At 73.3% G+C, this 24,426-nt stretch carries 22 protein-coding genes; 13 read left to right on the top strand and 9 right to left on the bottom strand.

The window, feature by feature from the left end; genetic code table 11:
• Positions 1–61: 61 nt before the first annotated feature.
• From ACIP64_RS30760 to ACIP64_RS30750, 3 genes are all read left to right on the top strand, one after another.
• Complete coding sequence (locus tag ACIP64_RS30760; protein ID WP_360913559.1) at positions 62–295, top strand: hypothetical protein; 234 nt, start codon at positions 62–64, stop codon at positions 293–295.
• A 278-nt stretch (positions 296–573) separates the two neighbouring features.
• Positions 574–1,245: a hypothetical protein gene (locus ACIP64_RS30755; RefSeq protein WP_401593006.1), complete on the top strand. Its 672-nt coding sequence runs from the start codon at positions 574–576 to the stop codon at positions 1,243–1,245.
• A gap of 243 nt (positions 1,246–1,488) precedes the next feature.
• Complete coding sequence (locus tag ACIP64_RS30750) at positions 1,489–3,138, top strand: carbohydrate binding domain-containing protein (protein WP_401593124.1); 1,650 nt, start codon at positions 1,489–1,491, stop codon at positions 3,136–3,138.
• 50 nt (positions 3,139–3,188) lie between these two features.
• Here the strand turns inward: ACIP64_RS30750 and ACIP64_RS30745 are convergent, their stop codons facing one another.
• From ACIP64_RS30745 to ACIP64_RS30730, 4 genes are all read right to left on the bottom strand, one after another.
• Positions 3,189–4,463 (bottom strand): MFS transporter, encoded by a 1,275-nt coding sequence (locus tag ACIP64_RS30745; protein WP_401593004.1) that lies wholly within the window; start codon positions 4,461–4,463, stop codon positions 3,189–3,191.
• 97 nt (positions 4,464–4,560) lie between these two features.
• Positions 4,561–5,508 carry a dihydrodipicolinate synthase family protein gene (locus tag ACIP64_RS30740; RefSeq protein WP_401593002.1) on the bottom strand — a complete coding sequence of 316 codons (948 nt, stop codon included), beginning with the start codon at positions 5,506–5,508 and terminating at the stop codon, positions 4,561–4,563.
• 11 nt (positions 5,509–5,519) lie between these two features.
• Positions 5,520–6,113 carry a hypothetical protein gene (locus tag ACIP64_RS30735; RefSeq protein ID WP_401593000.1) on the bottom strand — a complete coding sequence of 198 codons (594 nt, stop codon included), beginning with the start codon at positions 6,111–6,113 and terminating at the stop codon, positions 5,520–5,522.
• A 67-nt stretch (positions 6,114–6,180) separates the two neighbouring features.
• On the bottom strand, positions 6,181–6,855 hold the full coding sequence (locus ACIP64_RS30730) for a FadR/GntR family transcriptional regulator (RefSeq protein WP_401592998.1): 675 nt from the start codon (positions 6,853–6,855) through the stop codon (positions 6,181–6,183).
• 125 nt (positions 6,856–6,980) lie between these two features.
• Between ACIP64_RS30730 and ACIP64_RS30725 the strand changes: the two genes are divergently transcribed.
• From ACIP64_RS30725 to ACIP64_RS30700, 6 genes are read left to right on the top strand one after another with little or no spacing between them, the layout of a single operon-like run.
• A complete protein-coding gene (locus tag ACIP64_RS30725) occupies positions 6,981–8,099 on the top strand; it encodes an exo-alpha-sialidase (protein WP_401592996.1) in 1,119 nt (372 codons plus the stop codon).
• Positions 8,096–9,400, top strand: coding sequence for an ABC transporter substrate-binding protein (locus ACIP64_RS30720; RefSeq protein WP_401592994.1), 1,305 nt, complete (start codon positions 8,096–8,098; stop codon positions 9,398–9,400). The genes ACIP64_RS30725 and ACIP64_RS30720 overlap by 4 nt, the downstream gene beginning before the upstream one ends.
• Positions 9,397–10,404 carry a carbohydrate ABC transporter permease gene (locus tag ACIP64_RS30715; RefSeq protein WP_401592992.1) on the top strand — a complete coding sequence of 336 codons (1,008 nt, stop codon included), beginning with the start codon at positions 9,397–9,399 and terminating at the stop codon, positions 10,402–10,404. Before ACIP64_RS30720 ends, ACIP64_RS30715 begins: the two co-directional genes overlap by 4 nt.
• Entirely contained in the window at positions 10,401–11,243 is an 843-nt protein-coding gene (locus ACIP64_RS30710) for a carbohydrate ABC transporter permease (protein WP_401592990.1), read from the top strand. Before ACIP64_RS30715 ends, ACIP64_RS30710 begins: the two co-directional genes overlap by 4 nt.
• Before the next feature lie 19 nt (positions 11,244–11,262).
• The gene (gene npdG, locus ACIP64_RS30705) at positions 11,263–11,979 is read left to right on the top strand and encodes an NADPH-dependent F420 reductase (RefSeq protein ID WP_401592988.1); all 717 of its coding nucleotides are present in this window, start codon (positions 11,263–11,265) and stop codon (positions 11,977–11,979) included.
• 56 nt (positions 11,980–12,035) lie between these two features.
• Entirely contained in the window at positions 12,036–12,239 is a 204-nt protein-coding gene (locus ACIP64_RS30700; protein WP_401593138.1) for a hypothetical protein, read from the top strand.
• On the opposite strand, the gene ACIP64_RS30695 is transcribed toward ACIP64_RS30700, so the two are convergent.
• The gene (locus ACIP64_RS30695; protein WP_401592986.1) at positions 12,236–13,024 is read right to left on the bottom strand and encodes a site-2 protease family protein; all 789 of its coding nucleotides are present in this window, start codon (positions 13,022–13,024) and stop codon (positions 12,236–12,238) included. The genes ACIP64_RS30700 and ACIP64_RS30695 overlap by 4 nt on opposite strands.
• Positions 13,025–13,687: 663 nt before the next feature.
• On the opposite strand from ACIP64_RS30695, the gene ACIP64_RS30690 reads away from it, so the two are divergent.
• Positions 13,688–17,023: a BTAD domain-containing putative transcriptional regulator gene (locus ACIP64_RS30690; RefSeq protein WP_401592984.1), complete on the top strand. Its 3,336-nt coding sequence runs from the start codon at positions 13,688–13,690 to the stop codon at positions 17,021–17,023.
• A gap of 13 nt (positions 17,024–17,036) precedes the next feature.
• On the opposite strand, the gene ACIP64_RS30685 is transcribed toward ACIP64_RS30690, so the two are convergent.
• On the bottom strand, positions 17,037–17,936 hold the full coding sequence (locus tag ACIP64_RS30685; RefSeq protein ID WP_401592982.1) for a Ku protein: 900 nt from the start codon (positions 17,934–17,936) through the stop codon (positions 17,037–17,039).
• A gap of 32 nt (positions 17,937–17,968) precedes the next feature.
• On the opposite strand from ACIP64_RS30685, the gene ligD reads away from it, so the two are divergent.
• From ligD to ACIP64_RS30670, 3 genes are all read left to right on the top strand, one after another.
• Positions 17,969–18,868 carry a non-homologous end-joining DNA ligase gene (ligD, locus tag ACIP64_RS30680; protein WP_401592980.1) on the top strand — a complete coding sequence of 300 codons (900 nt, stop codon included), beginning with the start codon at positions 17,969–17,971 and terminating at the stop codon, positions 18,866–18,868.
• Positions 18,865–19,737 (top strand): ATP-dependent DNA ligase, encoded by an 873-nt coding sequence (locus tag ACIP64_RS30675; RefSeq protein WP_401592978.1) that lies wholly within the window; start codon positions 18,865–18,867, stop codon positions 19,735–19,737. The genes ligD and ACIP64_RS30675 overlap by 4 nt, the downstream gene beginning before the upstream one ends.
• A 129-nt stretch (positions 19,738–19,866) precedes the next feature.
• Complete coding sequence (locus tag ACIP64_RS30670; protein WP_401592976.1) at positions 19,867–21,417, top strand: M48 family metalloprotease; 1,551 nt, start codon at positions 19,867–19,869, stop codon at positions 21,415–21,417.
• Here ACIP64_RS30670 and ACIP64_RS30665 read toward each other — a convergent pair.
• From ACIP64_RS30665 to ACIP64_RS30655, 3 genes are read right to left on the bottom strand one after another with little or no spacing between them, the layout of a single operon-like run.
• Positions 21,408–22,466 (bottom strand): PHP domain-containing protein, encoded by a 1,059-nt coding sequence (locus tag ACIP64_RS30665; protein WP_401592974.1) that lies wholly within the window; start codon positions 22,464–22,466, stop codon positions 21,408–21,410. The two genes, ACIP64_RS30670 and ACIP64_RS30665, sit on opposite strands and share 10 nt — an antisense overlap.
• 10 nt (positions 22,467–22,476) lie before the next feature.
• Positions 22,477–23,301, bottom strand: a complete 825-nt coding sequence (locus ACIP64_RS30660) for an ABC transporter permease (RefSeq protein ID WP_360913599.1) — start codon at positions 23,299–23,301, stop codon at positions 22,477–22,479.
• Positions 23,298–24,281: an ATP-binding cassette domain-containing protein gene (locus ACIP64_RS30655; RefSeq protein WP_401592972.1), complete on the bottom strand. Its 984-nt coding sequence runs from the start codon at positions 24,279–24,281 to the stop codon at positions 23,298–23,300. Before ACIP64_RS30655 ends, ACIP64_RS30660 begins: the two co-directional genes overlap by 4 nt.
• Between the last annotated feature and the right edge of the window lie 145 nt (positions 24,282–24,426).

The raw sequence follows: 24,426 nt of genomic DNA, 5'->3' as shown, positions 1-24,426 counted from the left end.
AGCGAGTGTATCGGCGGCCGGTCGGGCAGCATGGCGGCAGGATGTCGTACGAGGAGGAGCGATGGCGCCGTTCAGGAGGGTCCGCAAGCCGGCCGGGAAGCCCGGCGAGTGGTTCTACTGCATCGAGCACAGAAAGGTGGAGGAGGGCCCGGAGTGCCCGGCCAAGGACCGGATGGGGCCGTACCCCAGCCGGGCCGACGCCGAACGCGCGATGGAGACCGCCGCCGAGCGCAACCTGCAGTGGGAGAACGACCCGCGGTGGAAGGACCAGCCGCGCGAGGACGAGGGCGACTGAGCGACCGGCCGTTGCCGGGCGCACGGCGCGGGGGTGCGGCGGCAGGACTCCTCCGCGCCCCCCGCCGCGTCACCCGATTGGCCAGTCCCGGCGGACCGGCCCGGACCACCCGGCGGCCACTCGCGTCTAGCACATCAGCCCCTTTCCCGTCCGAGGTTTCGAACGTATTGAGGTTCAGACCAAGGGCGCTCCGTTTCACAGGACATGCGGACCGGATCCGACCACGGCAGGTCGGACGAAGCCCGAGAAAACCTGACGAACCGGAGGAAAGGGGCCCCATGTCCAGGAAACGCAGGCTCGGGACCAAGCAGAAGATCGCGCTGATGACGGGCGCGGCGACGCTCGCCGGCGGTTTCGCCGTGGCGACCATGGCCAGCGGTCACGCCTCCGTGGTGTGCGACGGCCTCGACCAGGCGATTCGCAACAACCAGGCCTTCATCGCGGGGCAGCGGGCGAATCCCGACGCGCAGTCGGCGGCCCGGATCGCCAACCGTGAGGCGGTCATCGCGCAGATCAACGTGCAGCGCCAGGCCTCGGGATGCGGCGCGGCCCCGGGGGCTCCCGCGGCGGCGGCTCCGGCGGCGCCCGCCGCGCCCGCGGGCCAGGGCCAGGGGCAGGGTCAGGGGCAGGGCCAGGGCCAGGGGCAGAACCAGGGCCAGGCGCAGCAGCCGCCCGCCGCGCCGCCCGCGGGGGCGGTGACCGGCCAGGTGGTGTGCCCGGGTTCGACGGTGACGCTGTCCGGCGAGGCGGGCGCCCCGGCCGCGTCCAGCAACCAGTTCCCGATGGGCACCAGGCTCAAGGTGACCAACCTCGACAACGGCAAGTCCACGACGGTTACCGTGACATCGCCGTCCGGGAGCTGCGCGCTGCTGAACAACGCCGCCTTCGAGCAGGTCCGCGAGCCCGGGAAGTTCCTGATCCGGAAGGCGCGGATCGAGCGCGTCGGCTGACGGGCCGACCCCTCCGCCGGTCTCCGGCGATCACCCAGCCGTCCGGGCCGCCGCCGAACCAGGAAGCGGCGGTGGCCCGGACCTCTTGACGCGGGCACGACACTCGGCTTCAATCCGGCACTACAGGTCCAGACCAACGGTCCAGACCACTTGCCCGGCACCGCCCGAACCCCCCGTCCCCCACTGGGAGGTCACGTGCTCTTCCGTCGTCGAGTCCCGCGTCCGGGATCCCGCAGATCCCGCATCCTCTCCGTCGTCACCGCCGCCTTCCTGGCCGCCGCAGGATCCCTGATCGTCCTGCCCGGCACCGCCCAGGCGGCCAACCTCGTCACCAACCCCGGCTTCGAGAGCGGCAGTCTGTCCGGCTGGTCCTGCTCGGGCGGCTCCGTCGTCAGCAGCCCGGTGCACAGCGGCACCAAGGCGCTGGCCGGCGCCGTCAGCAGCAGCGACACCGCGCAGTGCACCCAGACCGTCTCCGTGCAGCCCAACACCGCCTACTCGCTCACCGGTTGGGTGCGCGGCGCGTACGTCTACCTCGGTGTCACCGGCGGCGCCTCCACCTGGACGCCGTCCGCCGGCTCCTACACCCAGCTGACGGTCCCCTTCACCACCGGGGCCTCGCAGACCAGCGTGCAGCTGTACGTCCACGGCTGGTACGCCCAGGGCACCTACAACGCCGACGACATCAGCCTCGACGGGCCGGGCGGCGGCGGGGGCGGGGACACCCAGGCGCCCACCGCGCCCAGCGGCCTCACCTCCACCGGCAAGACGTCCTCCAGCGTCTCGCTCGCGTGGAACGCCTCCACCGACAACGTCGGGGTGACGAGCTACGACGTCTACCGCGGCGGCACCCTGGCCACCACCGTGACCGGCACCTCCGCCACCGTCACCGGCCTGGCCGCCAGCACCGCGTACACCTTCACCGTCAAGGCGCGCGACGGCGCGGGCAACACCTCGGCGGCCTCCAACGCGGTGAGCGTCACCACGAACGCGGGCGGCGGCGGTGGCACCGGCTTCAAGCAGGCCGCGCCCTACCTCTTCCTCGGCTGGGGCGACCCGCCGAGCGCGACCAGCGTGATGAGCGCCACCGGCGTCAAGTGGTTCACGATGGCCTTCATCCTCTCCTCCGGCGGCTGCAACCCGGCCTGGGACGGCTCCCGTCCGCTGACCGGCGGCGTCGACCAGTCGACCATCAACTCCATCCGCGCGGCCGGCGGCGACATCGTCCCGTCCATCGGCGGCTGGCAGGGCAACAAGCTCGGCCCCAACTGCTCCACCCCCGAAGCCCTGGCCGGTGCCTACCAGCAGGTGATCAACGCCTACGGGCTCAAGGCGATCGACGTCGACATCGAGAACACCGACGAGTTCGAGTCCGAGGTCGTCCAGGACCGCATCCTCAACGCGCTGAAGATCGTCAAGCAGAACAACCCCGGCATCCGGACGATCCTCACCTTCGGCACGTCGACGACCGGCCCGACCTACTGGGGCGGCCGGCTCATCGACCGGGCCAACGCGCTCGGCGCCAACATCGACGTCTTCACGATCATGCCGTTCGACTTCGGCGGCGGCGCCGACATGTACGGCAACACCGTGAACGCCGCCGAGGGGCTGAAGGCCAAGCTGAAGTCCACCTTCGGCTGGGACGACGCCACCGCCTACGCCCACATGGGCCTGTCCGGCATGAACGGCCTCAGCGACCAGCAGGAGACCACCACCCCGGCGATCTGGACCCAGATCCGGGACTGGGCCAACTCGCACCACATCGCGCGGCTCGCCTACTGGGCCGTCAACCGCGACCGGCCGTGCGCCGGCGGCGGCGTGGTGAGCAACTGCTCCGGCATCAACCAGAGCACCTGGCAGTTCACCTCGATCACCGCCGGGTTCACCGGCTGATCCACGGCCCGGCCGCCCACACCGGCCGGGCCCACCGACCGCCCCACGGGTCAGGCGGCGGGGGACACCGCGTCCTCCGCCGCCGTCCGCATGCCCACCGCGTGCACGTTGGTGCGCGCGTCGTACGCCATCAGCGTCGGCAGGCACACCGCGAGCGTCCCGACCGCCGCCACGCACGCCAGGCCGCCGGTCCACACCGAGGCCCGCAGCCCCAGCACCGCCGCCGCACCGCCGGCCCGCACCTGGCCCAGCTGGGGGCCGGTCATGAAGGACAGCAGCTCGATGCCCGCGAGACGGCCGCGCAGGGCGTCCGGGATCGTCTGGTTCCAGATCGTGGAGCGGAACACCCCGCTGATCATGTCCAGCGCGCCCGCCAGCACCAGGAAGAGCAGCACCAGCCACACATTGCGGGTCAGCCCGGCGCCCGCCATGCACAGCCCGAAGCCCGCCGCGGCCAGCACGATCGCCATGCCGTGCCGGTGCACCCGGGAGGACCAGCCGCTCGTCAGGCTCATCAGCATCGCCCCGGCGGGCAGCGCCGCGTACATCAGGCCCAGCGACCACGGGGCGCCCAGGTCGTCCGCCATGAAGGGGAACACGGCGATCGGGAACGCCAGGCCCATCGCGGCGATGTCCACCACATAGGTGCCCAGCAGTTCCTTGCGGCTCCAGGCGTAGCGCGCGCCCTCGCCGATCGAGCGCAGCGAGGGTCGCTCCGCGTCGTGCGAGGGCGGGGACGGCCGCAGGCGCAGGCCCAGCAGCAGCGACACCGCGAAGGTCAGCGCGTCGACGGCGTACGCCCAGCGCAGGCCCGCGTAGGCGATCAGCACGCCGGCCAGCGCGGGGGCCGCGATGGCGCCGAGCTGCCAGCGCAGCGCGTTCAGCGAGGCCGCCGCGGTGAGCTGGTCGTGCGGCACGATGCGCTGCACGATCGCCTCCAGCGCGGGGCGTTGCAGGCCGCCGAGCGCGCTCGTGAGCGCCGCCACCACGTACAGCGGCCACAGCAGCGGCTGCGGCAGCAGGGTGTTGGCCAGCAGCAGGACCGACATCAGGCCGAGCGCGGCCTCCGTCCACAGGATCAGCTTCCGCCGGTCGAGGGCGTCGGCCAGGGCGCCCCCGTAGAGCCCGAACACCACCAGCGGTACGAGTTCCACCGCCCCCAGCGCGCCGACCGCCAGCGTCGATCCGGTGAGGTTCTTGATCTGGACCGGGAGCGCCACGAAGGTCAGGAAGCTGCCGAAGTTCGTGATCAGCCCGGCACACCACATCAGGCGGAAGTCGCGGGAGCTGCGCCACGGCGCGAGGTCGGGGAGGAGATTGCGCACCCTCGCATGTTTCGCGGGCGGGCGGCGGGGTGCAACGCATTTTCCGGCGCCGGCCCGGTGGACGCCGTGGTCCACCGGGCCGTCCCAGGGGGCGCGTTCAGGCCATGAGGCCCGCCGCCTCCAGGCGTTCGCGGATACCCTTCACCGCGGTGTCGTCCAGCGGCACCTGCGGCGCGGCCGTGGCGGCGCAGGGAATGACGCCCCGCAGGTGCAGGGCCGCCTTGAAGGCGCCGAGCGCCGAGGCACTGGCGCTCATCGGGGCGGCCGCGGCGCCGATGTCGACGATGGAGAAGAGCGCGGCGAGCCGGTCCTGCTCCGCCGCGGCCTCCCGCCACCGTCCGGCCAGCGCGTGCTCGTAGAGCCGCACATAGCCGTGCGGGTCGACGTTGCCGAGTCCCGGCACGACACCGTGGGCCCCGGCCAGCAGGGCGGCGTCCACGGTGAGTTCGGAGCCGGTGAGCAGGGAGAAGGAGCCGGACAGACCGCGCCGGCGCAGCTCCACGAGCAGCCGGCGCATGCCGCCGTCGGCGCCGCTGCTGTCCTTGAGGCCGGCCAGTGTGCCGTTCTCCGCCAGCGCCAGCACCGTCGCCGCGGGCAGCTTGGTGTGCACGGCGGAGGGGATGTCGTACGCGAACAGCGGCAGGCCGTCGGCGCCGTCCCGCACCCGGCGGAAGTGGTCGGCGATCTCGGCCGGGTGCGTGGTGGTGTAGAAGGGCGCGGTCGCCACCAGCGCGTCCGCGCCCGCCGCGACGGCTGCCCGGACGTGGTCCAGCACCCGGGCCGTGGTCATGTCGACGACCCCGGCGAGCACGGGGACGCGCCCGCCGACGGCCTCGACGACGGTGGTGAGCGCGATCCGGCGTTGCGCGTCGGACAGATAGGCCGTCTCGCCGCTCGACCCGAGCGCGAAGACGCCGTGGACGCCCGCCGAGAGCACATGGCCGACCAGGGCGCGCAGCCCGTCGGTGTCCACGTCGCCCGCGGGAGTGAGGGGAGTGCACAGAGGAGGTACGACGCCGCACAAGGGGGCGTGCATATCGGTCATAACGCCCACTTCTACCAGCTTGCCGGGGGCGGCGACACGAACTGCTCGGCGAGCCGCGCGAGCCGCGGCAGCCGGTCCCGCAGCCGTACCCGCCGCCCCGCGGCGGCACTGACCAGGTGCTGCAGCAGTTCGAGTCCCACCTCGCCGGGCTCCGGCGGCACCGACAGCGCCTCATGGGCGAGGCCGGCCAGTTCCCGGTCGCCCGCGTCCATCGCCAGCACCCTCGCCCCGGCCCGCCGGGCGCCGTCCACCCGCTCCAGCAACCCCGGCTCCGCCTGCTCGGGCGCGACCACCAGCACCGTCTCGCCGCGCCGCGCGGCCTCCAGCCGGGCCGTGCCCACCGCGAGGTGCGCGGGCGCGCCGGGCGGCACCCACTGCCGCACCAGAGTGGGGGAGAGCTCCGGCAGCCCGCTCCAGGCGGCCTCGTCGTCCAGATGCGCGGCCATGTGCCACGGTTCGTACCCGCCGCCGCCCACCAGCAGCAGGCCGCCCGGGGAGCCGCGGCGGACCGCGCCGCGCAGCGCCCCCGCGAACGCCCGGGTCCGTTCCGGCCACTCGCTGCCGGCCAGCAGTTCACGGACGACCTCGACCCGTACGGCATCCATGCCACGGGATCCTGGCGCAGGCCCCCGCCGTCGCAGGCGGCTTCCCGCCCGGCTCACCCGAAGGGGGTCAATGTGCGGGAAGGGCGCTCGAGACCCTGGCCCGTACGTCGGTGAAGTGCCGGCGCATCGCCGCCCGCGCCGCGCCCGCGTCCCCGGTGCGCAGCGCGCCCACCACCGCGCGGTGGTTGGCGATGATGCGCTCGACCGGGTCGTCGGCGGGCGCCAGGGCGGAGCCGACGTCCTGGTAGACGCTCCAGAACAGGTCCATGAGCTGGAGCACCAGTTCGTTGTCGCAGGTCGCGTACAACAGCGCGTGGAAGGCGCGGTCGGCGTCCGGATCGGTGACCATCCGGGAGGCGAGCGCGTCGAGTTCGTCGAGCCGCTCCGGCGGTATCGTGCCGGCCACCTCGCCTATCAGCCCGACCTCCAGCAGTTCGCGCACGGCCACCAGATCGGCCAGCGCCCGTACCCGGGAGCGGATGTGGAAGGTGAGCGAGGGCAGCAGCACCCGCAGCGGCGCGTCCGTCACGAAGGTGCCGGTGCCGTGGCGTATCTCGACGATGCCGAGCGCCTGGAGCGCGCGCACCGCCTCGCGCACACTGTTGCGGCCGGCGCCCAGCAGATCCATCAGCTGGGGCTCGGTCGGCAATGTGGCGCCGGGGGCGAGTCGCTGCTCGTGGATGAGCTCGATGATGCGATCCTGGAGCGTCGGGCCGCGGCCCCCGCCGGCGGTTCTGGTCACAAGTGGCCGCCTTTCCCACGTGCTGTCGTGCTTTCTTGACGTGCCGTCAGTGTCTTGTCTACCGTCCCTTGACGACAAGGGACGTCCTACGTCTGCCATTCAAGGGCGCATCGGAGGCAACACCGATGTCATACCTCACATCCGTCCCCTACCGAGGCGGTACCGGGGGAACCTCCGGGGAAGACCCGGGGCCCGTCTACGCGAGCTTCCGCATCCCCGCGGTGGTCGTGACCGGCGCGGGCACCGTGCTGGCCTTCGCCGAGGGGCGGCACGCCTCGGCCGCCGACACCGGGCGCATCGACCTCGTCCTGCGGCGGTCGCACGACGGCGGCCGCACCTGGGACGACCTGCGGGTCGTGACGTCCAACGGCTCCGGCACCGCGGGCAACCCGGCCCCGGTCGTGACCGCCGAGGGCCGCGTCGTCCTGGTCCACGTGCGCAACGCCGGGACCGCGGAGGAACGGGACATCATCCGCGGCAAGGTGCCCGACGAGGACGGCCGCCGGGTCTGGGTCCAGCACAGCGACGACGACGGCGCCACCTGGTCCGAGCCGCGCGAGATCACCGCCGCCGTCAAACGCCCCGGCTGGCGCTGGTACGCCACCACCCCCGGCCACGCGCTCCAGTTGCGCACCGGCCGGCACGCCGGGCGGATCGTCGTCGCCGGCAACCACACCCGCCCGCCCGAGGGCCCCGACACCGGCGCCGAGCCCCGCTACAACGGCGGCCACTGCCTGTACAGCGACGACCTCGGCGAGACCTGGCAACTCGGCTACACCGACGACTCGTCCGACGACTACGTCAACCCCAACGAGACCACCGCCGCGGAACTCCCCGACGGCACCGTCTACTTCAACACCCGCACCGACTCCCGCAGCCCCGGCAACCGCGCCGACGCCGTCTCCGCCGACGGCGGCGCCACCCTGGAGCGCCGCTTCCGCCCGCAGGCCGGCCTGGTCGCCCCCGTCGTGCAGTGCAGCGTCCTGCACCTCGGCACCCCCGACGTGCTGCTCCTCTCCGGCCCCGGGCACCCTGCCGCGCGCGCCCTGATGACGATCCGGGCCAGCCACGACCACGGCGTCACCTGGCGGACCGCGCACACCGTCGACGGCCTCCCCGCTGCCTACTCCGACCTGGTGCGGCTGGACGAGGACACCGTCGGACTGCTGTACGAGACCGGCGACTTCGGCCCCTACGAGACGATCACCTTCCGCCGCGTCCCCCTCGCGGAGCTGGTCTCTTGATCGGCCGGCGCGGTGTGCTGGCGGCGGCCGGCGGCACGGCGGCGGCGCTCGCCCTGCCCGGCTGCGCCGCCACCACCGGCACGGCGGGCGGCAGCACCACCCTCACCTTCTGGTCCTGGGTCCCCGGCATCGAGCGCAACGTCGCGCTGTGGAACCGGCTGCACCCCGGCGTCCGCGTCGAACTGGAGAAGGTGGCGGCGAGCGGCGGCGCCCAGTACGCCAAGATGCACGCCGCGCTCAAGGCCGGCAGCCCGCCCGACCTCGCGCAGGTCGAGTACCAGATGGTGCCCGGATTCCTGCTCGACCAGGGCCTGGTGGACCTCGCCCGGCACGGTGCCGACCGCTACCGCACCCGGTTCGCCGACTGGCTGTGGCAGCAGAGCGTGTACGCGGGAGGCGTCTGGGCCATCCCGCAGGACTCCGGGCCCATGGTGCTGTTCCAGCGCCAGGACCTGCTCGACCGCTGGGACATCGAGACCCCCGCCACCTGGGACGACTTCACCGCAGCGGCCCGTGCCGTACGCCGCCGCGGCGCGCACCTCACCTCCTTCTCGCCCTCCAACCCCGGCTGGTTCACCGCCCTGGCCTGGCAGGCCGGCGCCCGCTGGTTCCGCGCCGGCGGCGACACCTGGCTGGTCTCGATCGACGACGAGCCCACCCGCCGCGTCACCCGCCACTGGGACCGGCTCATCAAGGACCGGCTGGTCACCACCCAGCCCATGATGCAGAGCGCCTGGTACGCCGGCCTCCAGTCCGGCGACCTCGTCAGCTGGACCGGCGGCAGCTGGGGCGACGCCCTGCTCACCGGCAACGCCCCCGGCGGCGCGGGCAAGTGGCGGGTCCGGCCGATGCCGCAGTGGCACGCCGCCGGTTCCGGCGCCGCCCCCTCCTCGGGGAACTGGGGCGGCTCGACCACCGCCGTCTTCACCGGCACCCGCAACCCCCGCGCCGCGCTGGACTTCGCGGTGTGGCTCAACAGCGACCCCGAAAGCGTCCGCCTGCTCATCCGCGGCGGCTACGGCTACCCCGCCCCCACCTCCGGTTTCACCCCGGCCGAACTCAACACCCGCGCGGCCTACTTCGGCGGCCAGGACTACGGCGCGGTCGTCGCCGCCTCCGGCGCCGCGGTCGACCGCGCCTGGACCTGGGGCCCCACCATGGACACCTTCTTCCAGCGGCTCACCGACACCCTCAGCGGCGCCGTCAGCGACGGCACCTCCCTCACCGCCACCCTGCCGAAACTCCAGGCCCGCACCCTCGCCGACCTGCGCGACAAGGGCCTGAAAGCGGAGGCCGCATGACCGCGCGGGCGGACGTCGTGCCGCCTGAAGCCCCCGGTTCCGCCCCGGTGTCCGGGGCCCGTACGCACCGCGCCGGCCCCGCCCGCCCCCGGAGCCGTTTCCGTGCCGGCTCGCGCGAGGCACGCACCGCGGCCGCGTTCCTCCTGCCGTTCTGCGCGCTGTTCCTGCTCTGCTTCGTCGTCCCCATCGGCTACGCCGTGCAGCAGAGCCTGCTGCGGACCGTGCGCACCGGGCCGCTCGGCTTCGGCGGCTCGCACGACGCGTTCGCCGGCCTCGCCAACTACGCCCACGCGCTGCGCGACCCCTCGTTCCTCGCGGGCTTCGGGCGCGTGCTGCTGTTCGGGGTCGTGCAGGTGCCGCTCATGCTCGCGCTGGCCGCCGCCCTCGCGCTGCTCCTGGACAGCGCCTCCGCCCGCGGCATCGGCTTCTTCCGCACCGCGTACTTCCTGCCCTACGGCGTGCCCGGCGTGATCGCCTCGATCCTGTGGGGCTTCCTCTACGTCCCCGGGATCAGCCCCCTGGTGCAGATCCTGCACTCGGCCGGCTGGCAGGTCGACTTCCTGTCCAAGAGCACCGTGCTGTGGTCCATCGCCAACATCGTGACCTGGCAGTTCACCGGCTACAACATGCTCGTCCTGATCGCCCAGCTCAAGGCCGTGCCCGCCGAACTGTACGAGGCCGCCCGCCTCGACGGCGCGAACGCGGCACGCGTCGCCTGGCACATCAAGCTGCCGCTGATCCGCCCGGCGCTCGTCCTGACGGCCGTCTTCAGCATCATCGGCACACTGCAACTGTTCTCGGAGCCGCTCGTGCTGCGTCCGCTCTCCCCGGCCATCGACTCCGGCTACACGCCCAACCTGCACGCCTACAACGAGGCGTTCGCGGCCAACGACTACCACGTCGCCGCCGCCGAGGCGGTGCTGCTCGCGCTCGTCGCGTGCGCGCTGTCCTTCGGCTTCCTCAGCCTCGTCGGCCGCCGCGGCGGGGACGGGGCACTGCGATGACCGTCCCGCTCCGCCACCGCGTCCTGACCGCGACCGCCCTCGCCCTGGCCGCCGTCTACTTCCTCGTCCCCGTGTACTGGCTGGCGGTCTCCTCCACCAAGTCCAGCGCCGACCTCTTCGGCAGCTTCGGCCTCTGGTTCGCCCACCCCCACCCGATCGACTACCTCGGCAGGGTGCTGACCTACGACGGCGGCGTCTACGTCCGCTGGTTCGGCAACAGCCTGCTCTACGCGGGCGTCGGCGCCCTCGGGGCGACCTGGCTGTCGGCCGCCGCGGGCTACGCCCTCGCGCAGTACCGCTTCGCGGGGCGCGAGGCGGTGCTGACCGCCGTCGTCGCCGGCGTCCTCGTGCCCTCCACGGCCCTCGCCCTGCCGCTCTACCTGCTCTTCACCGACCTCGGCTTCGCCAACACCTACTGGTCGGTCCTCGTCCCGGGCCTGGTCAGCCCGTTCGGCGTGTACCTGTGCCGGATCTACGCCACCGCCGCGATCCCGCGCTCCCTGCTGGAGGCCGCCCGGCTCGACGGGGCGGGGGAGTGGCGGATCTTCCACGTCCTCGGGCTGCGCCTGATGACGCCGGCCCTGGTCACCGTCTTCCTGTTCCAATTCGTCCACATCTGGAACAACTTCTTCCTGCCGCTGGTCATGCTCTCCGACAGCGACCTGTACCCGGTGACGCTCGGGCTCACCTCCTGGCAGGGCTACGCCGACCGGCAGCCGGAGCTCTACCAGTACACGGTCGGCGGCGCGCTGCTGTCCGTCCTGCCGCTCATGCTGCTCATGGTGGTGCTCCAGCGCCACTGGCGGGGCGGCCTCAGCGAGGGCAGCGTCACGGCGTGACCGTGGCAGGATCACGTACATGACTGTTGACAGTGGCAATGACACCCCCGCCCCGAAGGTTCCCGCCAAGGACCCCTGGGACCTGCCCGACGTCTCCGGCCTCGTCGTCGGCGTCCTCGGCGGCACCGGCCCGCAGGGCCGCGGCCTGGCCTACCGGCTCGCCCGGGCGGGCCAGCAGGTGATCATCGGCTCCCGCGCCGCCGACCGGGCGCAGGCCACCGCCGACGAGGTCGGCCACGGCGTCCAGGGCGCGGACAACGCCGAGACCGCCCGCCGCAGCGACATCGTCATCGTCGCCGTGCCCTGGGAGGGCCACGCCAAGACGCTCGAGTCGCTGCGCGAGGAACTCGCCGGAAAGCTCGTCGTCGACTGCGTCAACCCGCTCGGCTTCGACAAGAAGGGCGCCTTCGCCCTGAAGCCGGAGGAGGGCAGCGCCGCCGAACAGGCCGCCGCGCTGCTCCCCGACTCCCGGGTCGCCGCCGCCTTCCACCACCTGTCCGCGGTGACACTGGAGGACCCGGACGTCGAGACCATCGACACCGACGTGCTCGTCCTCGGCGAGTCCCGCGCCGACACCGACCTGGTGCAGGCGCTGGCCGCACGCATCCCCGGCGTCCGCGGCGTCTTCGCGGGCCGGCTGCGCGGCGCCCACCAAGTCGAGGCGCTGGTCGCCAACCTGATCTCGGTCAACCGCCGCTACAAGGCGCACGCGGGGGTGCGCCTCACCGACGTGTAGCCGCCGTGGGGCCGTGCGAGGCCCGTGCGAGGGCATGGGGGACAATGAGCGGGTTCGTGACCGACCCGACAGGAGCCGCCCCCATGCCCCGCCTCGCCCTCTACGCGCTCATCGTGTGCGTGCTGTCCGTGGTCGCCGCCGTCGTCTCCTTCGTCGAAGGCAGCTGGCTCGGCGTCCTGTGGCTCGCGATCACCGGCCTGACCAGCAACATGTGCTGGTACTACGCGCGCAAGGCCAAGCTGGAGAAGGCGGCCGGCTAGAAGCCGCCGTTCTCCCAGAAGCGGAACAGCTGCGAGCCCAGGCCCGAGAGGCCGTCCGGCAGACCGAAGGCGCCCGTCACGGCGTCCACGAAGCCGAAGAACGCCGAGTTCACCTCAGGGATCCACAGCACGCCGAACACGGCCAGCAGGCCGAAGGACGCGAACGGCTCCAGCTGGCGCCGCACGTTGTACGAGAGCCAGGGCTCGATGACCCCGTAGCCGTCCAGCCCCGGCACGGGCAGCAGGTTCAGGATCGCCGCCGTCACCTGGAGCATGGCCAGGAACGCCAGACCCGCGGCGAAGGCCAGCTGGTCCTGGTTCTCGGGGTCCACGAGGTGCAGGGTGAACGGCAGCATCGCCGCGATCGCGAACAGCACGTTCGTGAGCGGTCCGGCCGCCGAGATCAGGCTGTGCTTCCAGCGGCCGCTGATCCGGCCCCGCTCGATGAACACCGCGCCACCGGGCAGGCCGATGCCGCCCAGGATCAGGAAGACCAGCGGCAGCACGATGCTCAGCAGCGCGTGCGTGTACTTCAGCGGGTTGAGGGTCAGATAGCCCTTCGCGCCGATCGAGATGTCGCCGCCGTGCAGGGCGGTGCGCGCGTGCGCGTACTCGTGCAGGCACAGGGAGACCACCCAGCCGGACACGACAAACAGGAAGACGGCGAAGCCGGTGTTCGAGGAGAAGCCGGTCCACACCGCCCACCCGGAGACGGCCATGATCGCGACCAGCCCGAGGAAAATCGGGCTGATCCGCCGTTCACTGCGGGCTGCTGCGGTGGTCATCGTGCGGGCTCCTGCGGAGGGCTGTTCGGGGAGGGGGCCGGGCCGGCCGCCCGATCATGTCATCCGTGCGGGGTCGGGCACACCCACGGGCCGATAACGCTCCGCCAACGCGAGACGTTCCGGGGTGCCCGCCTTTCCCCGCCCGCCCGCCCGTGTGCCCTGTGAAGTCACGCGCCCCGACGCCAGTTGTTGGGGGGCCGGGTTCGGGGCCTCCGGGGCTGCCATTCTGGACAGCACATTTAGGTGCCTCAGGTATCCGGCTTGAGCACTCCGGGTCACGCACCCAAATATGCTCCAGTGTCCAGAACGCCACCCCTACGACCCCGCCCCCTCCGTAGTTGCAAGCGCCTGATCCCCGGTGGGTGGGCGAGAAGGCTGTCCGGGGTTGCCGCGAGTGCCCTCTGAACCCCCACCGGCCGTCAGTCGCCCCAACCGGCCCGGGAGGGGGTGCGCCGGGGTCCGCCCGCAGGGGACGAGCGGAGACTGCGTGGTCGATGCCGAATGATGTGGGGGCAAACCGCGAGCCCCGAGGACGGACTCCGGAGCGGCGCCGACCCCACAACGCACGCAGCGCAGGGCCCGCACTTACCGTGCCGGGCACTCGGGAGGGAGGGTGGGGGAAAAACCCGGGCCCACGGAACCGCGGCGCCGCACTCGGACACAATGGGGGGCGTGCGCTACGGCATCCTCGGGACGACACAGGCCCACCGCGACGACGGCACCCCCGTGCCCCTTGCCGGGACGCGCTTGAGGGCGTTGCTGGCCGCGCTCGCCCTGCGCCCCGGACGGGTGCGCACGACCGAGGCGCTGATCGACGAGGTGTGGGAGGGCGAGCCGCCCGCCGACGCGACGGGCGCGCTGCAGGCGCTGGTGGCGCGGCTGCGCCGGGCGATCGGCCACGAGGCGGTCGGTTCCGCGGACGGCGGCTACCGGCTGGACGCGGCGCCGGACGCCGTGGACCTGTTCCGCTTCGAGCGCATGGTGGAGGACGGCGGGCGCGCCCTGGCCGACGGCGACGCGGCGAAGGCCGCCGACGCGCTGGACGGCGCGCTCGGGCTGTGGCGCGGGCCCGTGCTGGCCGATCTTCCGGACCGGGTCTCCGTCGCCTCCCGCTACGACGCGCTGCGGCTGGACGCCCGCCGTCTGCGGATCACCGCCGAGGTCGCGCTGGGCCGCGCCGAGCAGGTGCTCCCCGAGATCGCGGAGCTGGCGGCGGCCCATCCGCTCAACGAGCCGGTGCAGTCCCTGCGGCTGCGGGCGCTGCGGGAGGCGGGACGGACCGCGGACGCCCTGGTCGCATACGAGGACGTGCGGCGGGAGCTCGCCGAGGCGCTCGGTGCCGACCCGGGGCCGGAACTGCGTGCACTCCACGCCGAACTGCTCGCACCGGCCACGCCGGCCCCCGCACCGCTGCCGCCGCCGCGCCGGGGCAACGCGCGCGCCCGGCTGACCAGCTTCGTCGGGCGGGAGTCGGACCTGACGGCGCTGGCGTCCGATCTGTCCGCCGCCCGGCTGGTGACGATCACCGGCCCCGGGGGCACCGGCAAGACGCGGCTGTCGCAGGAGGCCGGGGACGCGGTCGCCGGGCACTGGCCGGACGGCGTGTGGTTCGCCGAGCTCGCCCCCGTTGAGGACCCCCGCACGGTGGCGGTGGCCGTGGTCAACGCCCTCGGTCTGCGCGAGACCCTGCTGCACGCGGGCTCGGCCACCGAGGCCGCGCTCGCCGCGGAGGCGAAGGGCGCGGTCGCCAAGGACCCGCTGCTGCAGCTGACCGAGTACTGCGCGGACCGCCGGCTGCTGCTCGTCCTGGACAACTGCGAGCATGTGATCGGGGCCGCCGCCGAGCTGACCGAGCGGCTGCTCGCCGACTGCCCGGACCTGGCAGTGCTCGCCACGAGCCGTGAACCGCTGGGCGTGCCGGGGGAGTTGATCCGGCCGCTGGACCCGCTGCCGCAGCCCCCCGCACTGCGCCTGCTGGCCGACCGCGGCGCCGCGGCCCGTCCCGGGTTCACCCCGGACGAGGATCCCGAGGCGTGCGCGGAGCTGTGCCGGCGGCTGGACGGCCTGCCGCTGGCCATCGAACTCGCGGCCGCCCGGCTGCGGATGATGACGCCGCGTCAGCTCGTCGACCGGCTCGACGACCGCTTCCGCATCCTCACCGCGGGCAGCCGCACCGTGCTGCCCCGCCAGCAGACGCTGCGGGCCGTGGTCGACTGGAGCTGGGACCTGCTCACCGAGGCCGAACGGACCGTGCTGCGCCGGTTCGCGGTCTTCGCCGGCGGCTGGGACCTGGCCGCCGCCGAGGCGGTGTGCGGCGGGGAGGGCGCCGGCTCCGTCGACCCGCGCGACGTCGCCCATCTTCTGGCCTCGCTGGTCGACAAGTCGCTCGTGGTCGCCGACCTCACCGAGGACGGCGCCCGCTACCGCACGCTGGAGACCATCGGCGAGTACGCGGCGGAACGGCTCGACGAGGCCGGCGAGCGCGACATCGTGGGGCGCCGCCACATCGCGTACTTCCGCGAGTACATCCGCACCGCCGATCCCGAACTGCGCGGCGCGCGCCAGCTGCTGTGGCTGGACCGCCTGGAGCGTGAGCACGAGAACCTGCGGGCCGCGATCCGCCGGGCGGTGGAGACGGGCGACGAGCAGGAGGCGCTCTGCCTGGTGCTGGCTTCCAGCTGGTTCTGGGAGATGCGCAACTACCGCAGTGAGATGGGCTACTGGCCCGGCGTGGTGGCGAAGATGAGTCCGGTGGACGCCTTCGCCGCACCGCTCGCGCTGCCGCCGCTGGACCGCGGTCCGCTGGACGACCCGCTGCCGATGGCGCCGCAGCTGCTCACCGAGGCCAGGCGCTGGGTGCGGACCGCCGAGGTGTTCGCCCGCATGGAGGAGACCGACGCCTGGAGCGACCCGCGGTACGTCGCGCTCGGCGAGGCGCTCATCGAGGCCTATCCGCCGGACCTGCCCCAGTCCAGCCTGCGGCCAGGGCTCTTCCGCATGCTGGGCGCCATGCTGACCGGGCGCTTCGACCTGATGCCCGAGCTGATCGACTCCACGGTGAGCAGTTGCCGGCGGCACGGCCGGACGTGGGAGCTGGCGTTCGCGCTGCAGTTGCGGGCCAAGATCATGAACGACGTCGAGGACCGGTTCGCCCAGTCCATGGAGGACATCCGCGAGGCCCGGGCCCTGTTCCGCGAGGCCGGCGACGACTGGGGCCTGGCGGAAGTGCTGGCGGCCGAGGCCGAGGCGACCGCCAACGCCGGCGACTGGGGCCGCGCCGCCGAGAGCTGCCGCGAGGCGATCGCCCTCGCGCTCAAGCTCGGCGCCCACCAGCAGATCCCGATGATGACGGTCCGCCTCGGCGACGCCCTCGCCAACAGCGGTCAGGAGGAGGAGGGCGAGCGGCTGGTCCGGGAGGGGATCGCCGACGCCCAGCGCTTCCGCCCGGTCGGCGACGACGCGAGCTACTACGGCAGGGTGCTGCTGGTCGCGATGCTCGCCCGGCGCGGCGACCTGGACGAGGGCTTCGCACTGCTCGACGCCATGCAGGCCGACCCCCCGCGGGGCATGCCCTCGTTCATCTTCGGGCTGCTGGCCGCGATCCGCGGCTGGCTGACCGGCATGGCCGGGGATCCGTACGGCGGGCTGCCCCATCTCCGCGAGGCCGTCGACTACATGGAGGCCCATCCACTGAGCCCGGTCATCGGGCCGCGCATGGGTGTGCTGCTCTTCCCGCCGGCCGTCACACTCTTCACCGGCATCGCGGGACTGCGCGACGACGGTGACGCGCGGGAAGCGGCGCGCCGTGCCGCGCTGGTGCTCGGCGCCCACGACAGCCTGCGGCAGACCGCCTGCACCCCGTGGGAGCGCCAGAGCCTCGACGAGGACGCGGCCCGGCTGCGCACGCACCTGGGGGAGCGGGATTTCGACGCCGTCTACCGCGAGGGCGGGGCCCTCACCTTCTCCGGGACGATCGTGCTGCTGCAAGAGCCCCTGTGACGCGGGCCGGTGCTCAGCCGGCCTTCTTGCGCGCCGCCGTCTTCTTGGCCGTCGTCTTCTTCGCGGTGGTCTTCTTCGCCGGGGCCTTCTTGGCGGCCGTCTTCTTCGCGGCGGCCGGCTTCCGGGTGCTCCCGGCCTTCTCGGCGCCGCGGGCGTCGATGCTGGCCTGGAGCGCGGCCATCAGGTCCACCACGTTGTCGGGGGCGGAGGCCACCTCGGCCGTCTCGGGCACGGGCTCGCCCTCCAGGCGGGCGGCGACCAGGGAGTCCAGCGCCGTCTGGTACTCGTCGTGCTGGGACTCCAGGTCGAAGTCCTCGGAAAGGGTCTCCATCAGGCTCTGCGCCATCTTCAGCTCCTGCGGCCGCACGGCGACGTTCTCCGGCGGCGCCAGCCCCCCGGCGTCGCGGACCTCGTCCGGCCAGTACATGGTGTGCAGGACCAGCAGTTCCTCGTGGACGCGCAGCAGCGCCAGCGATTCGCGCGTACGGAGGGCGATCTTCGTCACGGCGGCCTTGCCGCTGGTGGCCAGCGCCTCGCGCAGCAGGACGTACGGCTTGGACGCGGCGGCATCGGCGCCCACGTAGTAGGCGCGGGACAGCGACAGGGGGTCGATCTCGTCGGTGTCGACGAAGGCGAGGACGTCGATCAGCTTGCGGCTGGGCAGCGGCAGTTGCGCCAGGTCCTCGTCGCTGAGCACCACCGTGCGGCCGCTCTCGTCCTCGTACCCCTTGGCGATCTCCGAGTAGGGGACCTCCTTGCCCTCCTTCTCGCAGAACCGCTTCATGCGGATGCGGCCGCCGTCCTCGGCGTGCACCTGGTGCAGGGAGACGCCGTGCTCCTCGGTGGCCGCATAGAGCTTGACGGGAATGGAGACCAGCCCGAAGCCGATCGCACCTTTCCACATGGATCGCATACTTTCGTCCCTTTCCGGGGACTTTCCACACTATGCCCGCCCCGTCAGCCTCGCCCGACCGGCAGCCGGCCGAGGTGGACGGCCGACAGGTGGTCCTCACCCACCTGGACAAGGTCGTCTTCCCCGCGACCGGCCACACCAAGGCGCAGTTGCTGCGGTACTACGCCCAGGTCGCGGCGGTGATGGTGCCCCACGCGACCGGCCGCCCCGCCTCCTTCGTCCGGGCCCCGGAGGGGCCGCACGGGCAGGCGTGGTTCGCCAAACGGCCGCCCGCCGGCACGCCCTCCTGGGTGACCACGACCGGCGGCCCCGGGGAGCCGCACGTCGTCCTCGACTCCACGGCCACCCTGGTCACCATGGCCAACCTCGGCGGCTGGGAGGTGCACGTCCCGCAGTGGACCGCCGATGCCGGGCCCGACGGCCACGACCGGCTCGTCCTCGACCTCGACCCCGGCGAGGGCGCCGACCTCGTCCTGTGCTGCCGGGTCGCCGAACGGCTCCGCCAGATGATGGACGACGACGGGCTCACCGCCTTCCCCGTCACCTCCGGCAGCAAGGGCCTGCACCTGTACGCGCCGCTGGAGCCCGCGACCGGGAAGGCCGTCAGCGGCTACGCCAAGGCGCTGGCCGGGCGGATGCGCGACGAGCACCCCGGCCTCGTCCTGGTCTCCATGACCCGCAGCCTGCGCCCCGGCAAGATCTTCATCGACTGGTCGCAGAACGCCTCCGCGAAGACCACCGCCTGCCCCTACACCCTGCGGCTGCGCGACCGCCCCGGCGTCGCCACCCCCGTCACCTGGGACGAGGTCGCGGCCTGCCGCGCGCCGGGCGACCTGGTCTTCGGACCCGAGGACGTGCTCGACCGGGTCGCCCGCCACGGCGACCTGCTGGCCGGGCTCGACGACGGCGCCGCCCGGGGCCGGCTGCCGTGACCGATCCCGTCCCGCCGCCCGTCGTGGTGATGCTCGCCCGGCGCGTGGAGACCGTCCCCGAGGCGGGCGCGCTGCCCGGCGGCTGCGCGTACGAGCCCAAGTTCGACGGCCACCGGATGGTCGTCCTCACCGGCCCCGTACGGCTCCAGACCCGCTCCGGGAGGATCGTCACCGACACCTTCCCCGAACTCGCCGAGGCCGCACGGGCCCTGCCGCCCGGCACCGTCGTGGACGGCGAGGTCGTCATCTGGCGCGACGGCCGCATCGACTTCGGCGCGCTCCAGCGGCGCGCCCTGGGCGGCACCCGCAGACGCCCGCCCGGGCCGCCCGCCAACTACGCGGCCTTCGACCTCCTCGCGGCCGGCGGCACCGACCTGCGCGGCCGCCCCTACGACGAGCGCCGCGCCGCCCTGACCGCCCTCCTCGCCCCGCTCGGCCCGCCGTTGCAGCCCGTCCCCATGACCACCGACCGCGACGAGGCGCTGCACTGGTACGCCTCCCTGGCCGCCACCGGCATCGAGGGCCTGGTCGTCAAGGGCCGCGCCCAGCGCTACCGGCCCGGCCGCCGCGACTGGCTGAAACTCCGGCACTCCGTCCCGCAGGACGCCGTCGCCATCGGCTTCACCGGCACCCCCCGCGCCCCGCGTGCCCTCGTCCTCGACCTCGGTGACGGCCCGCTGGCCTCCGCGCCCCTCGACGCGCCCCTCCGCACCGAACTCGCCGCCCTCCTCACCCCCGCGGCCCCCGCCACCGCGGCCCTCGACGACGGCACTCCCTACCGTCCGCTGCCCGGGCCCCTCCCCGTCGAGATCCTCCAGGGCGTCGGCCGCCACGCCCTCACCACGGTGCTGCGCCTGCGGCCGTCCTGACCTGCGGGGCGAGGCGCGAGACCCCCCGCGTGGAAAGGCCGTTGAGCGGCGTCGGGTGCCCGCATACGATGACGCGTCGCCATTCGGCCGTCGTTCGTGATCCCCGCTCCTCAGGAGACCCCTTCCGCCATGCGCGCGCTGTTCCATGCCGTCCGCCTCCTCGGGCTCCTGCTCGGCTTCTACGTCATGGCCCTCGGCCTGCTCGCGGCGATCGTGGCCGCGAACGTCGTCCTGTTCGACGCGGCACTCAAGGGGGGCTACGTGACCTTCCTGTTCGTGGGCGTCAGCGTCGCGTTCGCCTCGCCGCTGGTGTCGGGACTGCTCGCCTCCGTCCACGGGATGAACCGCCACCGGCCGGACGGACTGCGGGTGAGCGCGGACGAGCAGCCGGAGCTGTGGGCGCGCGTCCTTCGGGTGGCCACGGCGATGGACACCCCCGCCCCCGCAGAGCTCTGGCTCGTGGCGGAGCCGCAAGCGGCGGTCTGGCAGAGCTCCTGGCTGCTCGGGCTGGTCCCCGGGCGCCGGCGGATGGTGCTCGGCATCCCGTACCTCACCGGCCTGACGGAACATCAGCTCGATGCGGTCATCGCCCATGAGATCGGGCACTTCGCCCGGCGCGACACCTTCCTTTCGGCACTGGCCGCCCGCAACCGCACGGGTCTGACGCGGGTCCTCGACCGGTACGCCGAGGACGGCAGCGGCATCGGCCACACGATGGGCTCCCTGTTCGCCGGCTACGCCCGCTTCTGCCTGCGGGTGACGCAGGCCGAAGCACGTCTCGGGGAACTCGCCGCGGACCGCGCCGCCGCACGGATCGCCGGACGCGACGCGACCTCCGCCGCCCTGCGCCGCATCCTTCTCGTCGACGCCGCGCACACCCGCTATCTGCACGAGTACGCCGGAATCGGCGTCGGGCTCGGTCTGCTCCCGCCGGCCGCGGAGGTGCACTCCGGCTTCGCCGCGTTCCTGGACAGCGACACCTGGCGCGAGGAGGAGCGGCGGCTCATCGCCGACCCGCCGCGCGAGAAGACCTCGCCCTACGACTCGCACCCCCCGATGCGCGAGCGGGTCGCGGCGATCGAGGCGCTGCCCGCGGATGCCGCGGGGACGTTCCCCGACGAGCCGTCACCGGCCGCGGCCGGACTGCTCCACGACCCCGCGGGAACCGGTTCCCGCACCGTTCTGGCACTGCCCGGGACGGCCGGGCTGCGGCAGCTGTCCTGGCGGGAGCTGGCCGCCGCGGCCGGTACGGCGGAGCTCGGCGCCGAGACGGTGCCGGTGCTCCGGGCGGGCCGCGCGGTCCTGCGCCGGCCCGCGGACCTCGGCGCGCTGCTGGACGCCGTCGACGACGGACGGTGGCCGGAGGTCGTCGACTGCATGCCCCGCACCGGCGACGTGGGCCACATGCTCCTCGACGACTCCCTGCGGGCCCGCAACGAGGCTGCTGCCGCGGACCAGTTGTACTCCCTGGCGCTGGCGGCCCTGGTCGAGGGCGGCCGGGCCCGCTGGGAGCTGGACTGGGAACGCGCGAAGCACCTGGAGTTCGACGAGGGTGTGCACGCCGCGCTGGACCGGGCGGTCGACGCCGCGATGGCCCCGCAGGACGGCGCCGAGCCGGACAGCTCGGAACTGCGCGGGCTGCTCGGCCTTCCGGCGGACCGCACCGGCGCTCAGGCCTGAGCGGTCCCCGGCGGCACCTGCCGGGTGCGGGTCCAGCGCAGGAGGGCGTCCGCGGGCCATGTGTTGACGACCCGTTCCGGCGGGACGCCGCACTCCTCGGCGCGGGCGCAGCCGAAGATCAGCCAGTCGAGCTGGCCGGGGGCGTGGGCGTCGCTGTCGATGGAGAAGAGGACGCCCGCGTCGACGGCCGTGCGCAGGAGCCGGCGGGGCGGGTCGAGGCGGTCGGGGCGGCTGTTGATCTCCAGCGCGACGCCGAAGCGCTCGCAGGCGGCGAACACCAGGTCCGCGTCGAACTCCGACTCCGGGCGGGACTTGCCGCGCACCAGGCGCCCCGTGCAGTGGCCGAGCACGTCCACCAGCGGGTTGCTGACGGCGGAGACCAGGCGCCGGGTCATCTCGCCCCGATCCATCCGCAGCTTGGAGTGGGCGGAGGCGACCACCACGTCCAACTGGTCCAGCAGTTCGGCGTTCTGGTCGAGGGAGCCGTCCGCGAGGATGTCGCACTCGATGCCGGTCAGCAGCCGGAAGGGCGCGGGCAGCCGCTCGTTCAGTTCCGCGACGACCGCCAGCTGGGCGCGGAGGCGGTCGGCGGTCAGGCCGCGGGCGACGGTCAGCCGGGGGGAGTGGTCGGTGAGCACCGCCCACTCGTGGCCGAGCGCCGCCGCGGTGCGGGCCATGGTCTCGATCGGGCTGCCCCCGTCGGACCAGTCGGAGTGCAGATGGCAGTCGCCGCGCAGCGCCGCCCGCATCCGCTGCCCCGCGTCGCCCTCGGGCCGGGGCACGGCATCCGTTCCGCCGCCCTCCTCCAGCCGGGTGAGGTAGGCGGGGCGGCCGCCGTCCAGCGCCTCCCGGACGACGGCGGCGGTCTTCGGGCCCAGGCCCTTGATCTCCTCCAGGGAACCGGAAACGGCCGCGCGCCGCCGGAGCTCCTCCGGCGGCAGCGCGGTGACCGCGGCGGCGGCGCCCCGGAAGGCCCGTACCCGGTACGTCGGGGCGCCGTCCCGCTCCAGCAGGAACGCGATCCGGTCCAGCGCCTCGACGGGGTCCATGCCTCCAGGATCAGGTCTTGTTGCGGAACCTCGCCACCGCCAGCGGCGCGCTGATCACCGTGATGCCCACGGCCCACATGAGGGTCATCATCACCGAGTGCGCCACCGCGCCCCCGTTGATCAGGTTGCGGGAGGCGTCCGCGAGGTTGGACAGCGGGTTGTACCGGGTGAAGGCCTCCAGCCAGCCCGGCATGGTCGAGGGCTTGGCGAAGATCGAGCTTCCGAACTGCAGCGGCAGGACGACGATCATGGACAGCCCCTGGACGGACTGGGGGGTCCGGGCGACCAGACCCAGAAGGATGAAGACCCACATCAGCGAGGCCCCGAAGGTCAGGGAGAGCACCACCGCGCACACCAGGCCGAAGACGCCGTTGTCCACGTGCAGGCCCAGGATGAAGCCCATCGCGAGCAGGATGACCGTGGCGACCAGCGCCCGGCCGATCTCGACGACGATCTTCGCTATCAGCACGGAGGAGCGGGCGATCGGCATGGTCCGGAAGCGGTCCATGACCCCGGTCTTGAAGTCGGAGTTGACGCCCGTGCCGACGGCCATCGCGATGTTCATGCCCATCATGGCCATCAGGCCGGGCACCATGTAGTTGACGTACTTCTCCTGGCTGCCCTCCAGCGCGCCGCCGAAGACGTACACGAACAGCAGCGTGAAGACGATCGGCATCAGCAGCGCGTCGAACATCGACTCCGGGTCCTGCCGGATCTGCAGGACGTTGCGCCGCACCAGGGCGCCGACGTGCCGGAGGTTGGCGCGCAGCCCGATCCGCGGATCGGCGTCCACGGCCGCGGCGGTGGGCGCGGCGGGGGCGGTGATGGCGGTCATGCGGCGAGTTCCTCTCGGTCCTCGGTGGTCCCGCCGCCGTGCGTGACGGCCAGGAACACCTCGTCCAGGCTGGGCAGATGGGTGTCGATACCGGCGATTGCGAAGCCGTGCGCGCCGAGCGCGGCCACGATCTGCGTCAGCTGCTCGTCGCTGATGATCGGTACGTTGAGCACGCCGCGCTCGTGGTCCGGGACGGCCTGCGCCCCCGTGCCGAGGGCCGCCGCCATGGCGTTCAGCAGGGCCGGGTCGACCGGGCGCACCTGAAGGGTGCGGCCGCCGACCTTGGCCTTGAGCTCCTCGACCCGGCCGCCGGCGATGACCCGGCCGCGGTCGATGACCGTCAGCTCGTGGGCGAGCTTCTCGGCCTCCTCCATGTACTGCGTGGTCAGCAGCACGGTCGACCCCTCCGCGACCATGTTCTGCACCTCGTCCCACACCTCGTTGCGGGTGCGGGGGTCCAGACCGGTCGTCGGCTCGTCCAGGTAGAGCACGGCCGGACGGCCGATCATCGACGCCGCCAGGTCCAGGCGCCGGCGCATACCGCCGGAGTACTCCTTCGCGGGCTTGCGGGCCGCCTCCGTGAGCGAGAACCGCTCCAGCAGCTCGTCCGTGCGCGACCAGGCATCGCGGCGCGACAGGTCGAGCAGGCGGCCGATCATGTACAGGTTCTCGCGGCCGGACAGCGACTCGTCGACCGAGGCGTACTGCCCGGTCAGGCCGATCACCCGGCGCAGCTGCCGCGGCTGCGCCAGCACGTCGTACCCCGCCACCATCGCCGTGCCGGCGTCGGGCCGGATCAGCGTGGACAGGATGCGCACCAGCGTCGTCTTCCCGGCCCCGTTCGGTCCCAGCACCCCGAGCACGGTCCCCTGCCGCACGTCCAGGTCCACTCCGTCGAGGGCTTTCGTCTCCCCGTAGCGCTTCACGAGCCCCCGCACCCTCACGGCGGCGTCCGCGCTCTTCACGTCTCGCTGTGTCATGCCCTCAGCTTCACCCCGGCCACCGACACGGCGCCGACATATCGCTGACAGAGGCGCCGATACGCCGCCGACAGGGCGCCGCAGGCCGGAAGAGCCGAGGGGGGACGCGCGACGCGCGTCCCCCCTCGGCTCTTCCGGGCCCCGC

Source organism: Streptomyces sp. NPDC088733 (assembly GCF_044751185.1).
Lineage (GTDB): Bacteria > Actinomycetota > Actinomycetes > Streptomycetales > Streptomycetaceae > Actinacidiphila.
Note: the sequence above shows the minus strand (reverse complement) of the source record. Positions and strands in the feature narration are given on the sequence as shown.

Bases quoted from the DNA above. Each gene is read 5' to 3' on its own strand.
- ACIP64_RS30760 (WP_360913559.1), top strand. From the start codon at position 62: ATGGCGCCGTTCAGGAGGGTCCGCAAGCCGGCCGGGAAGCCCGGCGAG.
- ACIP64_RS30755 (WP_401593006.1), top strand. From the start codon at position 574: ATGTCCAGGAAACGCAGGCTCGGGACCAAGCAGAAGATCGCGCTGATG.
- ACIP64_RS30740 (WP_401593002.1), bottom strand. From the start codon at position 5,508: ATGACCGATATGCACGCCCCCTTGTGCGGCGTCGTACCTCCTCTGTGC.
- ACIP64_RS30735 (WP_401593000.1), bottom strand. From the start codon at position 6,113: ATGGATGCCGTACGGGTCGAGGTCGTCCGTGAACTGCTGGCCGGCAGC.
- ACIP64_RS30725 (WP_401592996.1), top strand. From the start codon at position 6,981: ATGTCATACCTCACATCCGTCCCCTACCGAGGCGGTACCGGGGGAACC.
- ACIP64_RS30715 (WP_401592992.1), top strand. From the start codon at position 9,397: ATGACCGCGCGGGCGGACGTCGTGCCGCCTGAAGCCCCCGGTTCCGCC.
- ACIP64_RS30710 (WP_401592990.1), top strand. From the start codon at position 10,401: ATGACCGTCCCGCTCCGCCACCGCGTCCTGACCGCGACCGCCCTCGCC.
- npdG (WP_401592988.1), top strand. From the start codon at position 11,263: ATGACTGTTGACAGTGGCAATGACACCCCCGCCCCGAAGGTTCCCGCC.
- ACIP64_RS30695 (WP_401592986.1), bottom strand. From the start codon at position 13,024: ATGACCACCGCAGCAGCCCGCAGTGAACGGCGGATCAGCCCGATTTTC.
- ACIP64_RS30690 (WP_401592984.1), top strand. From the start codon at position 13,688: ATGGGGGGCGTGCGCTACGGCATCCTCGGGACGACACAGGCCCACCGC.
- ACIP64_RS30685 (WP_401592982.1), bottom strand. From the start codon at position 17,936: ATGCGATCCATGTGGAAAGGTGCGATCGGCTTCGGGCTGGTCTCCATT.
- ligD (WP_401592980.1), top strand. From the start codon at position 17,969: ATGCCCGCCCCGTCAGCCTCGCCCGACCGGCAGCCGGCCGAGGTGGAC.
- ACIP64_RS30670 (WP_401592976.1), top strand. From the start codon at position 19,867: ATGCGCGCGCTGTTCCATGCCGTCCGCCTCCTCGGGCTCCTGCTCGGC.
- ACIP64_RS30665 (WP_401592974.1), bottom strand. From the start codon at position 22,466: ATGGACCCCGTCGAGGCGCTGGACCGGATCGCGTTCCTGCTGGAGCGG.
- ACIP64_RS30660 (WP_360913599.1), bottom strand. From the start codon at position 23,301: ATGACCGCCATCACCGCCCCCGCCGCGCCCACCGCCGCGGCCGTGGAC.
- ACIP64_RS30655 (WP_401592972.1), bottom strand. From the start codon at position 24,281: ATGACACAGCGAGACGTGAAGAGCGCGGACGCCGCCGTGAGGGTGCGG.